Here is a 13,529-nt window from a genome sequence, read left to right on the forward strand (position 1 = left end):
CGCGCCCCGCGATCCCTGCCTGGTGGTCCCCACGCGGTCCGTGAACCCGCTCCGCGGGTGCGCGGCGATCGGTTGCGTCGGGGTCCCGTCCCCTCGGGTGGATACGGGGCTACGGTGGATACACAATCCAGGAAGGAGTCCGCGTGGCCCTCTCTGCCTCGCTGTCGACCGCCGCTGACGTTGCCGCCGCGATGGAGGTGGATCCCGACCAGGGCCTTCCTCCCGAGGAAGCCGCGCGACGCCTCGCGGCACACGGCACCAATGAACTCGTCGGCTCAGACCGCGACCCGGCGTGGAAGCGCTTCCTCGCGCAGTTTCACGACCCTCTGATCTACCTGCTTCTGGGCGCGATCGTCATCGCAACCGGCGCATGGATCCTCGAGGGCGCCCACGGTGTCCCGGTGGACGCCATCGTGATCGCCGTGATCGTTGTGGCCAACGCCGCGCTCGGTTTCGTGCAGGAGAACAAGGCGGCCGACGCCGTCGCCGCTCTCGCCGATATGACCGCCGCCCACGCGAGCGTGCTGCGCGGCGGGGACATCGTCGACGTACCCGCCGCCGAGCTTGTGCCTGGCGATGTGCTCGTGCTCGCCGAGGGCGATTCCGTCGGCGCCGATGCTCGGCTGTTCACTGCCACCTCGCTGCGCATCCAGGAGTCCTCGCTCACCGGGGAATCCGACGCCGTCACGAAGGACTCAGCGCCCCTGGAGCAGGAGGTGCAGATCGGCGACCGCACCAACATGGTGTTCAAGGGCACCGCGGTGACCTCTGGCGTAGGCCGTGCGGTCGTGACGGCCACCGGCATGGGCACCGAAATGGGCACAATCGCCACCCTGCTGGATGAGACGGAGCAGGAGCCCAGCCCGCTGCAGCGTGAGATCACCAAGATCTCCACGACGCTCGGGCTGCTCGTGATCGGCATCGCGATCGTCGTGATGGCAACGATGGCGTTCCTCCAGGGCGTGCACAGCCTGCAGGAGGCCGTACAGATCCTTCTGCTCGGTGTCTCGCTCGCTGTCGCCGCTGTGCCGGAGGGGCTGCCCGCGATCCTCTCTCTCGTGCTCGCGATCGGTGTGCGCGCCCTCGCCGCCCGCAACGCGGTGATGAAGAACCTGCCGTCGGTCGAGACGCTCGGCTCCACCTCCGTTATCTGCTCCGACAAGACCGGCACCCTCACCCGCAACGAAATGACCCTGCGTGAGGTGATCACCGCCTCCGGCCGGACCGAGTTCAGCGGCATCGGCTACGCCCCCGACGGCGAGGCTCGCACCAGCGTCGGCGCCGACGATGTGACCGGCCCCGACGCAGTCCTCGCGGAGGCGCGCCGCGTGATCGCCGGCGGGTCGCTTGCCAATGACGCCCGCCTGCGGCAGGAGGAGGCCGGTGACTGGAGCATCCATGGCGACCCCACCGAAGCCGCGTTCCTGACAGCCCAGCACAAGCTCGACGGCACATCGGAGCTGGTCTCTGGCCGGCGCCGCCTCGGCGAGGTGCCGTTCTCGTCGGACCGCAAGATGATGTCCGTGCTCGTCGACACCGACGGTGCCGACCCTGCCGCTGCGGTCATCATCGCCAAAGGCGCGCCCGATGTGCTGCTCCAGCGCTGCACCGCGGAGCAGGTGGGCGCGGATACCCGCCCTCTCACGCCCGCGTCACGCGAAGCCTGGGCGCAGCGGGTCGAGGAGCTTGGCGCGCAGGGGTACCGCACCCTCGCCGTGGCCTCGCGCCGCATCGAACAGCAGCCCGCTGAGCTGACCGCCGCCGACGAGCGGGATCTGGTGCTCGCCGGCGTCGTCGGCATCATCGATCCGCCGCGCGAGGAGGCGAAGCAGGCGATCGCCGACGCCCACCGCGCGGGGATCCGCACCGTGATGATCACCGGCGACCACCCGGTGACAGCCTCCCGGATCGCCGCCGACCTCGGGATCACCGATGAGCAGACGCCACGGGTCGCGACCGGGCAGGACATCGCCGCACTGAGCGACGACGACCTGGTGGGGGTCACGCGCGATACCTCGGTGTATGCCCGTGTGGCACCCGAGCACAAGCTCAGGATCGTCGACGCGCTGCAGGGGCAGAACCTCGTGGTCGCTATGACCGGCGACGGCGTGAACGACGCACCCGCGCTCAAAAGCGCCGACATCGGCATCGCCATGGGCATCACCGGCACCGAAGTCACCAAAGAAGCCGCGACCATGATCCTGGGCGATGACGACTACACCACGATCGTGCATGCCGTGCGGCAGGGCCGCGTCGTCTTCGACAACATCGCCTCATTCATGCGCTACCTGCTCAGCTCCAATATGGGCGAGGTGGCCGCGGTCTTCCTGGGCGTCGTGCTCGCCGGGGTGATCGGCCTGGCGGATCCCGCGCATCCCGGCGCCGCCGTGGTGCCCCTGCTGGCCACGCAGATCCTGTGGATCAACCTGGTGACCGACTCCGGTCCCGCGCTCGCCATGGGCCTGGATCCGGAGATCGACGACGTTATGGCACGCCGCCCACGGCCGCTCACACGCCCGATCATCGACCGCGCCATGTGGGGGCGGATCCTGTCGATCGGCCTGATCATGGGCGTGCTCACGCTGCTGGTGTACGACCTCACGCTCCCCGGCGGTCTGATCGGCGGGCTCGATCAGCTCGTGCCTGTCGAGGTGCAGCTGGATACGGCCCGTACCACCGCGTTCACGGCGCTGGTGATGATGCAGCTGTTCAACGCGTTGAACTCTCGCTCCGCGCGCGCAAGCGCCTTCCACCACCTGGCCACCAATGGGTGGCTGTGGGTCTCGCTGGCTCTCGCGGTGGTGGCGCAGGTGGCGGTGGTGCATCTGCCGGTGCTGCAGACCGCCTTCGGCACGGTCGCGCTGCATTGGCAGCACTGGCTGGTGACCGTCGGCGCTGGTGCGGTTGTGCTGGTGATCGAGGAGATCATCAAGGCGATCCAGCGCGCCCGCGGCTGAGCACGTCGGGCCCCGCGCCCGGCAGCATGGCACGCCCGCGGCTGAGCACGTCGGGCCCCGCGCCCAGATCACGAGCCGTTCAGGCCGACGGGTCCGGGCGCGGGCCAGCCCCGTCAGGCCTGCGGCGTCTGCTCGTCCTCCCGGATCCACACAGCTGCCTGGGCGGGCAGCTGGTCGTGATCCAGCACCGCGGAGGCCATCAGCACCTGCCCGGCCGGCAACGGGTATGGCTGCTGGCCCGTGTTCAGCAGGGCCGACCATCCGCCCGGCCGACGGATATGCAGCACGTCCTCGCGGCCCGTCTCCACCCACTGCAGCTCCTCTGCGGCCTGCAGGTCTCGGCGCAGACGCAGCGCCTGTCGATACAGCTCGAGCGTGGAGCCATCGACGCCCTGCTGCGCCTGCACGGACAGCTCACCGAAGCTCTCAGGCTGCGGCAGGTGCGGTGCGGCCTCGCCGAAGCCGAAGGCGACGCCGTCGCGCGTCCACGGGATCGGCACGCGGCAGCCGTCACGTCCCACATCCTCACCGGGGCTGCGGAAGAACGTCGGATCCTGGCGCGCCTCATCGGGCAGGTCACCCACCTCGGGCAGTCCCAGCTCCTCGCCCTGGTACAGGTACATGGATCCGGGCAGGGCCAGCAGGAACAGGGTGGCAGCGCGGCCGCGGCGCAGACCACCAGCCCCGTCAACGTCCTCCTGTTTTCCACCCGAGAGCAGCCAGCTGTTTCCACCCTTGCGGGTATCACCATTGCGCGGCGGCAGCCCATAGCGGGTGACGTGGCGAACGTGATCATGGTTGGAGAGCACCCACGTGGTGGAGGATCCCGCCGCCGCTGCGGCAGCCAGGTTCTCCTCGATCACGCGACGGTACTGGGCGGCATCGAAATCCGCCTCGAGCATGTCGAAGTTGAACGCCTGCCCCAGGCTCGTCGGCCGCGCATACAGGGCACGTCGCTCGGGGGTGGCCACCCAGGCTTCCGCGACGGCGGTGCGCGGCGGGTCGTACTGGTTCATGATGGCGCGCCAGCCGGCGTAGATCTCATGGACTTCGTCGCGGTCCTCCAGCGGATGCGTGCCGGACGTGCGATCCATGGCGTCCAGCTCCGCCTGGCTGGGCAGGGAGGCGGTGTCCTCCGGCAGGTCTTTGGCCAGCAGCTGGGCGACGTCCACGCGGAAGCCGTCCACGCCGCGGTCACACCAGAACCGCACCGTGGTCTCGAAGTCCTCGATGACGTCGGGGTGCTTCCAGTTCAGATCGGGCTGTTCTGGGGCGAACAGATGCAGGTACCACTGCCCGTCCTCCACCTGCTCCCAGGCGGAGCCGCCGAACATGGAGGTCCAGTCAGTGGGCGGCAGTTCGCCGTTCTCACCGCGGCCCTCACGGAAGATGTACCGCTCGCGGGCCGCGCTGCCACGTCCACCCGCCAGGGCCTCCTGAAAGAAACGATGCCGGTTGCTCGTGTGGTTGGGGACGATGTCGACGATCAGCTTGATACCGGCATCGTGCAGGGCAGCGATCAGCTCGTCCATGTCCGCGAGCGTGCCCAGGCGCGGATCGACGTCCCGGTAGTCGTCGACGTCGTAGCCGCCGTCCGCGAGCTGGGACGGGTAGAACGGGCTCAGCCAGACGGCGTCGATGCCGAGGTCCTTCAGGTAGGGCACGCGGCTGGTGATGCCGGGGATGTCGCCCAGGCCGTCACCGCCCGCGTCGGCGAAACTGCGCGGGTAGATCTGGTAGACGCAGGCCTGGCGCCACCAGTCGCGCTCAGTGGCCGACGGATCGATGGAACGCTGGTCAGTCACGGTCCGGTCATTCGCAGCAGGAGTGCTCATCCCTCCATCCTGGCGCACGGACAGCGCGGGGTCACGACGAAAGGCCCTGCGGATCACCGGCCCTGCCCTCAACGCAGCACGCGACATCACCGGGGGCGCATCCCGCCGCTGGACCCGTCGCCCCCGGGGCGCTGACCCTCCCGGATCCGTCCCGGAACCTGCGACCCGTGGGGCGCGGCTTCCCCGCCGCCTGTGCGCCTCCAGCCACAATGAACAGATGACCGCTTCCTCCGAGGCCGCGAGGCCCGATGCCATAACGCTCGACGCCACGACGCCTTCTGCCCCCGAGCGCACCGCTGACCCCGTCGCCACTGCGCCGGACGTCGCCCTGCGGTCGACCGCGCCGTGGGGCGCGCAGCTCGGCGCCTGGAGCGTGCACCTGTTCACCGCCAGCGGCCTGCTATGGGCCACACTCGCCACGATCGCCCTGATCGATGGGGACGCGAAGGCCATGTGGGGGTGGCTCGGAGTTGCCTTGTTCGTCGATGCCGTCGACGGCACCCTGGCCCGCCGGGCACGGGTCAAGGAGGTGATCCCGTGGTTCGACGGCGGCATCATGGACATCGCCGTCGACTATCTGACCTGGACGTTCATCCCAGCGGTGTACTTCGCCCTGCACCTGCCAGCGGGGCCGCGGCCACTGGCGATCGGTCTCGCCGCGCTGATCCTCATCTCCTCGATGTTCTGCTACGCGAACACGGGCTGGAAATCGACCGACCATTACTTCGTCGGCTTCCCCGCGGCCTGGAACATCGTCGTGCTCATGCTGTACCTGCTGGGCACCGGTGCCGTGTTCAACACCGTCGTCGTCGTGGTGTTGGCGATCGCCACCCTGGTCCCACTGCACTACACGCATCCATTCCGGGTGAAGCACCTGATGGTGCCGAACCTCCTCGCGGTGGCGGCCTGGGGCGCCGGAGCGGTGTGGCTGGTCACGGCGATGCCGGAGCGACCGGTGCTCGCCACGGCCCTGTTCTACGTCGGCGGCGGCTGGCTGCTGCTCACCGGCGTGCTGCGCTCGATCCTCGGGGCGAAGCGCGGCTGAGCCGGCCTGCAGGCCCCGACGCGTGCCGTCCCCGTCGGCCGCTGCATAGGCGGCGAGCCCATGGTCAGAGCGCCCGCTGTCGCGTCGTCGCCGGTCGGTTCAGCGCCGACGCAGGCCCGCCGCGACCGCCGCGTCGCGCGCCCAGCGCACGCCCTCAAGGCCGACGGCGCTGAGGATCATCACCGCGATCACCAGGTCCACGAACCACGGATAGCCGTGCCCATGAGTCCAGAAATAGACGTACGGCGCCACGAAGGTGACCACCGCTGTCAGCAGCCCCAGACCTCGGATCCACAGCCGCCGGCCCGCGACCATCGCGATGATCCCCCAGGTGTACGGGATGGCGGTCAGCAAGTCGATCCCCCACAGGATGGCGACGTGGCCGTGGAAGCCGGGCACGAAGGTCACCGGCAGGGCCCGCAGTGCCGAGTAGACCAGCACGACGAGATATGCGACCACAACAGGGTTGCGAAGGAGTCGCACCAGACTGGGCCGCTCCCGCACGGGAACCCCGGCCTCGCGCAAGGCGCGCAGCAGCCGCCCGGGCAGATGGAGAGCGTCGATGCCGGCCAGGTTGTCGCGCATCGCCTGCAGATAGGCCCGTGTCCGGACACACCATGCGGCGGCGAGTTCCCGCGGGTTCACAGCCACCGGCACCCGACCATCGGGCCCGGCCGGTCCGATCTGATGCAGCTGCTCATCACCCAGCATCATGCGCAGTCCCGAAACCTGACCTTCGTCGATCAACCCCACCCACAGTCGCGTGCGCCGTTCGAGCGCCCCGCGCAGGGCCGCACCGATCACCGACGCCGCGCGGGTCTCGTCTTCCGACCGAGGAAACGGAAGCGCCTCCACATCACGCGAGCGCAGATCACCCAGCCGCGACGCCCCACTGACAGCCAGCAGGATCTCCGGGTCGATCACTCGCTCGGCGAGCTCGGGGACGTCCAGGACGCTGCCGGTGACGAGCAGCCGGCTCCGCAGGCGTCTCCGGGCCGCCGGCTCGGTGAGGGGTATGGTCATCAGCCCAGCCTGCCACTGCGCCAGCACCGAAATGATTCGACTCGCGTCTACTCCTGACCAGACCCGAGTGTGATTCCTGGCCACGGGGGACTCGCGGGGTTCGCCGCGGCCAGATCGAGAGACCCTCCCCGGCTACTCTGAGCCCATGCGCGTCGGCATCGATCTGGGAACCACCCGCACCGTCATTGCCTCGGTGGACCGAGGCAACTACCCAGTCCTGAGCGTCGAGGACGCCACCGGTGACCTGCACGAGCACATCCCCACCGTGGTCGGGCTGGACGGTGAGGACCTGCTGTGCGGCTGGGAGGCCCTGGCGGCCGACGCGGGCCGCGGTGAGATCGCCCGATCCTTCAAGCGCCTGCTGTCACTGCCGGATGCGACCGGGGCCACGCCGGTGCGGATCGGCGCGCGGGAGCGCTCCTTGGCCGAGGTCATGAACGTCTTCGCCGCGCACGTCATCGCGCAGATCCGGCGCAGCGCGCGCTGTGCCGCTGACGAGCCGATCGAGGTGGTGCTGGGCGTCCCCGCGCATGCGCACTCCGCGCAGCGGCTGCTCACGCTGGACGCCTTCGCGCGTGCCGGCGCCACCGTGCTCGGCCTGGTCAACGAGCCCAGCGCCGGCGCCTTCGAGTTCACGCATCGTCATCCGCGTTCTGTGACCTCGCGTCGCACCGCCGTGGTCGTCTATGACCTGGGCGGAGGCACCTTCGATGCCTCCGTCGTGCGCGTGGACGGCACGGACCACGTCGTCGAGCGTTCGATCGGCATCCCCCACCTGGGTGGCGATGACTTCGATGCGGTGCTCGCGCACTGTGCCGTACGCGCTGCCGCGGACGATACGGCCGACGGGGCCCAGGCGGGCATCGACCCGTCGGACCCCGCGGTCCTGGACGCGGCCCGCCTCGCGAAGGAGCGGGTGCTGCCACAGACCCGCCGCATGCTCATCGAGCTCGAGGATGCCGACGCAATGGTGCGCGTCGCCGACTTCTACGACGCCGCAACCCCGCTGGTGGAGCAGACCCTGGAGGCGATGGGGCCACTCGTGGCCTCCAGCGCCCTCGCCGCGGCCGATGAGGCCGCCACGACCGAGGACGAGCTGGCCGGGATCTATCTGGTGGGCGGTGCGGCCGCGCTGCCGCTGGTGGGCCGGATGCTGCGGCAGGAGTTCGGGCGCCGCGTGCACCGCTCCCCCTACCCCTCGGCGTCCACCGCGATCGGCCTGGCGATCGCCGCTGACCCCGAATCCGGCTACCGACTGCGGGACCGGATCTCACGCGGCATCGGCGTCTTCCGCGAGGCGCAGGACGGCCGCGAGGTCACCTTCGATCCGCTGGTGCCGCCCGGCGCAGCGCCACGGGCAGACGGCTCGCTGTCCGTCACCCGCCACTACCGGGCCGCCCACAATGTCGGCTGGTTCCGCTACGTCGAGTTCCCCGCGACCGACGGGCTGGAGACCTCCGGTGACCTAACCGCACTCGCGCAGGTCGTCGTGCCCTTCGACTCTGCGCTGCGGGACGGTCGTGACCTGTCCCAGGTGCAGGTGGAGCGCCGCGGCGACGGCCCGTGGGTTGAGGAGACCGTGCACGTGGACGCCAACGGCATCACCACGATCCGGCTCATGCTGGAGGACGGCTACACCGTGGAGACCTCCGCGCTCTGAGGCGCGGCCGCCACGAATCACTGCTCGGGCGACTGATTCTCGGGCGGCGGCGATCAGACGAAGGCGCTCATGCCCGTCACCGAGCGGCCCACGATCAGCGACTGCATTCGCTGGTCAGCACCGTGCCGTCGGGCAGAGTCAACGGCGTGGTCTCGGTCGCGAAGAAGCCGGAGTCGATGGCGGCCTGGGCTCGGCGCTCGGATTCCAGCGCGTAGGCGTCCTGTGCCTCGCGGGAGATGCCACGCAGCTCGGCGACGTTCTCCGCGGTCTGGCCCATGAGGATGTACGGGTCCGGCTCCTCGCCATCCTCACGCGGGTCATGCCAGGGGGCGGGGATCTCACGGCTCGCACGACGGGCGGACCGTTCCCACGCCGGGTGGAAGTACGGGTCGCGAGCGTCCTCCTCGATCAGTTTCGTGGTGCCTATCGACAGGGACTCGACACCCGCGGAGATAATCGCGGTGGCCTCACCTGCACGGATAGCGTGGAAGGCGCTGCGGGTGGTCTCAATGCTCGAGGCGCAAAAGCGGCTGACGGTCGCGCCCGGCACGGTGTCGAGGCCGACGCGGCTGGCGACGATCCGTGCGAGGTTCCCGCCCTGATGCCCTTCGGGGATGGCGCAGCCGAGCTGGAGATCGTCGATCGTGCGCGCGTCGAGCGCGGGGATCTGGTCCAGGGCCGCGCTGATCATCTGGGCGGCCATATCGTCCGGGCGGATGTCGGCGAGTGAGCCCTTGCGGGCGCGGCCGATCGGTGAACGGGCAGCGGCGACGATGACAGCCTCGGGCACGAGAGTCTCCTTCGACTACGACAACGGTGACGACTACGACAACGGTGACGGGCGACAACGCTGGCGAGCAGCACGGCGACGACAGTGCCGACACCGCGGCCACAACAACGATGACCCGGGAAGCCGATACCGAGCATACGTGATACCGCCAGTTCCACCTACCCCGGCGCTCGCCTTCCCCGTGCTCGCCCCCGCGAACTTGGTGCGTAGCGCACCCCATCCGGCACTTTTGGCATGCACTGCGCACCAAGTTCGCGGAAAGACGGAAAGACGGAACGGTGGAAAGACGGAAAGACGGAAAGGCGGAAAGGCGGCTGTCAGAACAGTCCACGCAGGTCAGAGCTCAATCAAACGGTTGATCCGCGCGAGCCGCGGCGAGCGGAGCATTCATGTCATGTTGATCGCAGCCATTGTCCTCATCACGCTTGCTCTCGCCTTCTACACGACTGGCGTCTGGACCGAGAATCGCGCCGGTCGCCTGCGTCGCTCTCATGTCGCGCTGTTCCTTACGGGGCTGGTGTTCGACACCTCCGGCACGGCGGTCATGACCGTCATCGCGCGAAGCGGCACCGTCCAAACCACTGTGCTGAACCAGATCATGTCGGTCACCGGTCTACTCGCCCTGATCCTCATGGCCGTGCACGCCGTGTGGGCGGTCGTCGTCCTGATCCGCGCACGTGAGCATGAGCTGGCAATCTTCCACCGGTTCTCCGTTGCTGTCTGGGTCGTCTGGTTGATCCCCTACGTCACGGGAATGCTCGGCTCGATGATCGGCTGAAGTCCTCAACGTCGATACCCGGCGCGATGGTCGGCTAATGTCGCTACGGAGATGCCCGTCTCGACGACCAGCTGACACCCACTACAACGATGCCCCGCATGACGCCGTTGTCGCCTTTATCCGACCCCAGAGGGGACCAGGCTTCCTCCCCTGCCGACGCCTCCGGGCGAGCCAGCGATGAACCCACGCGCTGGGGTGCCCCCGCTCACACCGCTGCTGCCCGCCCCGACGCATGCGACGAACTGGCTGCGCAGACGACGAAAGACACCATGAGCCCTGACTTGTCATCCGAACGCATGACATACATCGTGGGACAGCTCGAGGACCCACCCGGCGACCCGTTCACGCTGCTCGAGGCGTGGATGCGCGACGCATTCGCCCGCCGCGACAGCCACGGTGATCTGCCGGAGCCGACGGCAATGGTGCTCTCCACAGTGGCCGTGGGCGCTGATGGTGAGCCGGTTCCACGCTCGCGCACCGTGCTGCTGAAGTCCTGGGACGCCGACGGGTTCGTGTTCTACACGAACCGTGAGTCCGCGAAAGGGCGGGAGCTGGCGCGGCACGGATCAGCCGCGCTGCTGCTGCCGTGGTCGCCGCTGCAGCGACAGGTGCGGATCGAGGGCCGCGTGGAGCTGCTCGATGACGCCACGTCCGATCAGTACTTCGCGTCGCGTCCGCGCGGCTCGCAGCTGGGGGCGTGGGCCTCACGCCAGTCCTGGCCGATCGCCTCACGCGAGGATCTGGAGGCTGCCGTCAGCCGCGAGTCAGCCCGGTTCGAGGGGGCCGACGTGCCACGGCCTCCGCACTGGGGCGGGTACCGCGTGGCGCCGCGGAGGTTCGAGTTCTGGCAGGGTCGGCCAGATCGTCTGCACGACCGGTTCGCGTACGAGCCCAACGCCGACGGGACCTGGCGGACGCACCGCCTGCAGCCCTGACCTGTCACGGCGAGGGCGTCGGGCGCACCACGCACCAAGCCCCGACACGGCTCCTCGGATCCGTCGCGGCAGGGGCGGGGGACCACCCGCCCGCACCTGACCTGCAACGGTGACCGCTGAGCGACCGCTCGTTGAACATCTTGGGACAGCTTCACGCGCCCCCTCGTGGCCCATGCGGAGCCGCCCTAGCGTGAAGCCATGAACACGCGGAGCCTGTCCATGCCCACTGCGGTGGGGCTCACCCCCGATGCCGGCTGGGAGCTGAATGTCGAGCGCGAGCTGCGTGCTCCGCTGGACGAGGTGTGGCAGCGCCTGGTCGCCGAATGGCTGCCCGCGTGGCTGGGTGTGGCCTCCCTGCCGCAGATGGTCGGCGCTCCGATCGCGGACGCCCGCGGCCGAGTGCGCGGCCGCGTGGTGGGCTGTCACGTGGGTCGCCGTGTACGTGTGCGCTGGACTCCGGCGGACCTCGATCACGAGACGGTGTTCCAGGTGACGATCGCTGAAGCCGTCGAGGGCACCACGATCACCGTGCACCAGGAGCGGCTGCTGGGCCCCGCCGAACGTCAGGCACTGCTGGAGCGGTGGACGCGCATCCTGGATGATCTAGTCGCCGCGATCGCTGCGGAGACCGGCGCGATCCCGCAGATCACCGAGGACGACACCACCGCCTGATCCCGTACGCGGAGCACCGACGCGCCCTGTCAGTCCCGGCTCGCAGGTTCCCCGGCCCCTATCCGCCCACCCGAGCCCCCAGCCTGAACACCAACGAGTACCGTCGGCCCTCCGCCCCACGTCAAGGCTCAGCCGTCACCCTGATCGAGTTTCGCCTGCTCACGCAGGACCTTGACGCGCAGCACGTCGATGTCCACCGGACCGTCAATACCTGCAACGCGCCCGTCGAAGCGCAGCTGCCACACCGCCCAATCCTGCTGAGAGGGTCGGCCTCCGTCAGAGAACAGCCAGTCAGGCCGCCCCTGCGCAACGGACAAGCCGTAGTGGCTGCGCCACTCGCGCGAGGAGTAGATCACGGCGCGACGGCCCCATGCCTTCTCGACGACGCTGAGGAAGTCCGCGATTTCCTGCTCAGCATGGTCGGCCTCGGGGCGTTCATCGCATGCGCCGTCGAACTCGAGATCCAGGGCCGGTGGCAGCGCAGCGTCGTCGGGCGGTGCCGCGGCGAGAAAGTCTGCGGCCTGGTCAGCGCCGGGTGAGCAGAGCGTGAAGTAGTGGTAGGCACCGACGGTGACCCCGGCATCGCGCGCCCCGGTCCAGTTCGTAGCGAACTGCGAGTCGGTGTGCCCGCTACCTTCGGTGGCTTTGATGTAGGCGAATGTCACCCCGTCGGCGGCCGCCGCGGTCCAGTCGATCTGCTTCTGGTGGGCGGAGACGTCGATGCCGATGGCTTCGTCGGCGCCCGCCTCGATTCCGTCCGGCAGCTGATCGCGGATCGGGGCCGCAGCAGGAACCGCCGGAACGGTCATCACGGCATCGTGCCCGGCCGCGTCCCGGCTCGGCGCCTGGTCGTCGTCCCGGCCGGGCCGAAGCAGCAACACCGTGCAGGACCCGACCAGCGTGAGCACCAGCACCACGAGAAGTGCGATCGCCGTGCGCTGACGGCGCCGAACCTGAGCGCGGGTGAAGCGGGCCATGTCCTCAGCGGGTCCTCGGGCGGTCCTCAGCGGGCGAACAGCGTCACGAAGGCGCGCAGCAACCGATCCGTGTGGTCGATACGGCCAGAGCGCAGGCGTTCGACGGTGGCGTGGAAGGTGCCGGGGGAGGTGTAGCCGTGGTCGCGGTAGGCACTGAGCCGGTCGATCAGGCCGGGCACATCGAGCTCGGGGTGGAACTGGGTGGCGTACTGGCGGGTGCCGATGCGGAACATCTGCACGGGCGCGTTCTGCCCGGTGGCCAGCAGGGTCGCATGCTCGGGCAGGCGCGAGATCGCCTCCTTGTGGCCCACGATCCCGTGGAACGTACGTGGCAGACCGGAGGCCCGCAGCAGCGGATCGGCTTCGCCCTCTTCGGTCATGGTGATGGGGACGATGCCGACGAGTTCTCCGTACTGCCGATCGACCACGCCGCCCTGGTGCAGCCCGAGGGTGCCCACGCCGTAGCAGGCGCCGAAGAACGGGATGTCCTGCTCGATCACCCGGTCGAGCATGCCGCTGAGCGCGAACTCGGCGCGGCGCTGCGCTGCGGATTTCTCGTCGGGGTGGTCCGAGGAGTTGTACGGGCTGCCGCCCAGGATGATGCCGGAGAACGCGTCCGCGGAGATCTCGGGCAGCTCCTGCTGGTCGAGGCGCACCCACTGCAGATCGGGCTCCGCCAGCCCGGTGAAGCGGATGAAGGCATCGTGCTCGAGGCGGACGACCTCGTCCTCCGGGCGCGTGGTGATCAGCAGGAATGGTTGCACGGAGGCATCGTAGCCGCGCGGCCGGATATCGTGGCGGCGGCGGGCCTGCTGGCGATGATGCCGCGTACCCTGGCCCGTCGGCCGATGCGGCGC

General features: G+C 69.3%; 11 protein-coding genes. 6 read left to right on the plus strand and 5 right to left on the minus strand.

Annotated features, from left to right (window positions below; all coding sequences use genetic code 11):
• Positions 1 to 143 precede the first annotated feature (143 nt).
• A complete protein-coding gene (locus C8271_RS00155; protein ID WP_170957741.1) occupies positions 144 to 2,957 on the plus strand; it encodes a cation-translocating P-type ATPase in 2,814 nt (937 codons plus the stop codon).
• 113 nt (positions 2,958 to 3,070) lie between these two features.
• Here the strand turns inward: C8271_RS00155 and C8271_RS00160 are convergent, their stop codons facing one another.
• Complete coding sequence (locus tag C8271_RS00160; RefSeq protein ID WP_106505609.1) at positions 3,071 to 4,792, minus strand: glycoside hydrolase family 13 protein; 1,722 nt, start codon at positions 4,790 to 4,792, stop codon at positions 3,071 to 3,073.
• A 217-nt stretch (positions 4,793 to 5,009) separates the two neighbouring features.
• Here C8271_RS00160 and C8271_RS00165 point away from each other — a divergent pair, with 217 nt between their 5' ends.
• A complete protein-coding gene (locus tag C8271_RS00165) occupies positions 5,010 to 5,837 on the plus strand; it encodes a CDP-alcohol phosphatidyltransferase family protein (protein ID WP_212591306.1) in 828 nt (275 codons plus the stop codon).
• Between the two features lie 99 nt (positions 5,838 to 5,936).
• Here C8271_RS00165 and C8271_RS00170 read toward each other — a convergent pair whose 3' ends face one another.
• Positions 5,937 to 6,860 carry a hypothetical protein gene (locus C8271_RS00170; protein ID WP_138774487.1) on the minus strand — a complete coding sequence of 308 codons (924 nt, stop codon included), beginning with the start codon at positions 6,858 to 6,860 and terminating at the stop codon, positions 5,937 to 5,939.
• Positions 6,861 to 7,005: 145 nt separating this feature from the next.
• Here C8271_RS00170 and C8271_RS00175 point away from each other — a divergent pair, with 145 nt between their 5' ends.
• Entirely contained in the window at positions 7,006 to 8,520 is a 1,515-nt protein-coding gene (locus tag C8271_RS00175) for an Hsp70 family protein (protein WP_106505611.1), read from the plus strand.
• A 94-nt stretch (positions 8,521 to 8,614) separates the two neighbouring features.
• Here the strand turns inward: C8271_RS00175 and C8271_RS00180 are convergent, their stop codons facing one another.
• Complete coding sequence (locus tag C8271_RS00180) at positions 8,615 to 9,310, minus strand: thiolase family protein (protein ID WP_106505612.1); 696 nt, start codon at positions 9,308 to 9,310, stop codon at positions 8,615 to 8,617.
• Positions 9,311 to 9,704: 394 nt separating this feature from the next.
• On the opposite strand from C8271_RS00180, the gene C8271_RS00185 reads away from it, so the two are divergent.
• From C8271_RS00185 to C8271_RS00195, 3 genes are all read left to right on the plus strand, one after another.
• Positions 9,705 to 10,088, plus strand: a complete 384-nt coding sequence (locus C8271_RS00185; protein WP_106505613.1) for an HsmA family protein — start codon at positions 9,705 to 9,707, stop codon at positions 10,086 to 10,088.
• Between the two features lie 296 nt (positions 10,089 to 10,384).
• The gene (pdxH, locus tag C8271_RS00190; RefSeq protein WP_245920671.1) at positions 10,385 to 11,023 is read left to right on the plus strand and encodes a pyridoxamine 5'-phosphate oxidase; all 639 of its coding nucleotides are present in this window, start codon (positions 10,385 to 10,387) and stop codon (positions 11,021 to 11,023) included.
• 198 nt (positions 11,024 to 11,221) lie between these two features.
• Positions 11,222 to 11,695 carry an SRPBCC family protein gene (locus C8271_RS00195; protein ID WP_106505615.1) on the plus strand — a complete coding sequence of 158 codons (474 nt, stop codon included), beginning with the start codon at positions 11,222 to 11,224 and terminating at the stop codon, positions 11,693 to 11,695.
• Between the two features lie 128 nt (positions 11,696 to 11,823).
• Here C8271_RS00195 and C8271_RS00200 read toward each other — a convergent pair whose 3' ends face one another.
• Both C8271_RS00200 and C8271_RS00205 read right to left on the minus strand, forming a co-directional pair.
• Positions 11,824 to 12,672 (minus strand): GH25 family lysozyme, encoded by an 849-nt coding sequence (locus C8271_RS00200; RefSeq protein WP_106505616.1) that lies wholly within the window; start codon positions 12,670 to 12,672, stop codon positions 11,824 to 11,826.
• 26 nt (positions 12,673 to 12,698) lie between these two features.
• Entirely contained in the window at positions 12,699 to 13,436 is a 738-nt protein-coding gene (locus C8271_RS00205) for a glutamine amidotransferase (protein ID WP_106505617.1), read from the minus strand.
• Between the last annotated feature and the right edge of the window lie 93 nt (positions 13,437 to 13,529).

It is taken from the genome of Brachybacterium timonense (assembly GCF_900258505.1).
In the GTDB taxonomy this organism is placed as follows: domain Bacteria; phylum Actinomycetota; class Actinomycetes; order Actinomycetales; family Dermabacteraceae; genus Brachybacterium; species Brachybacterium timonense.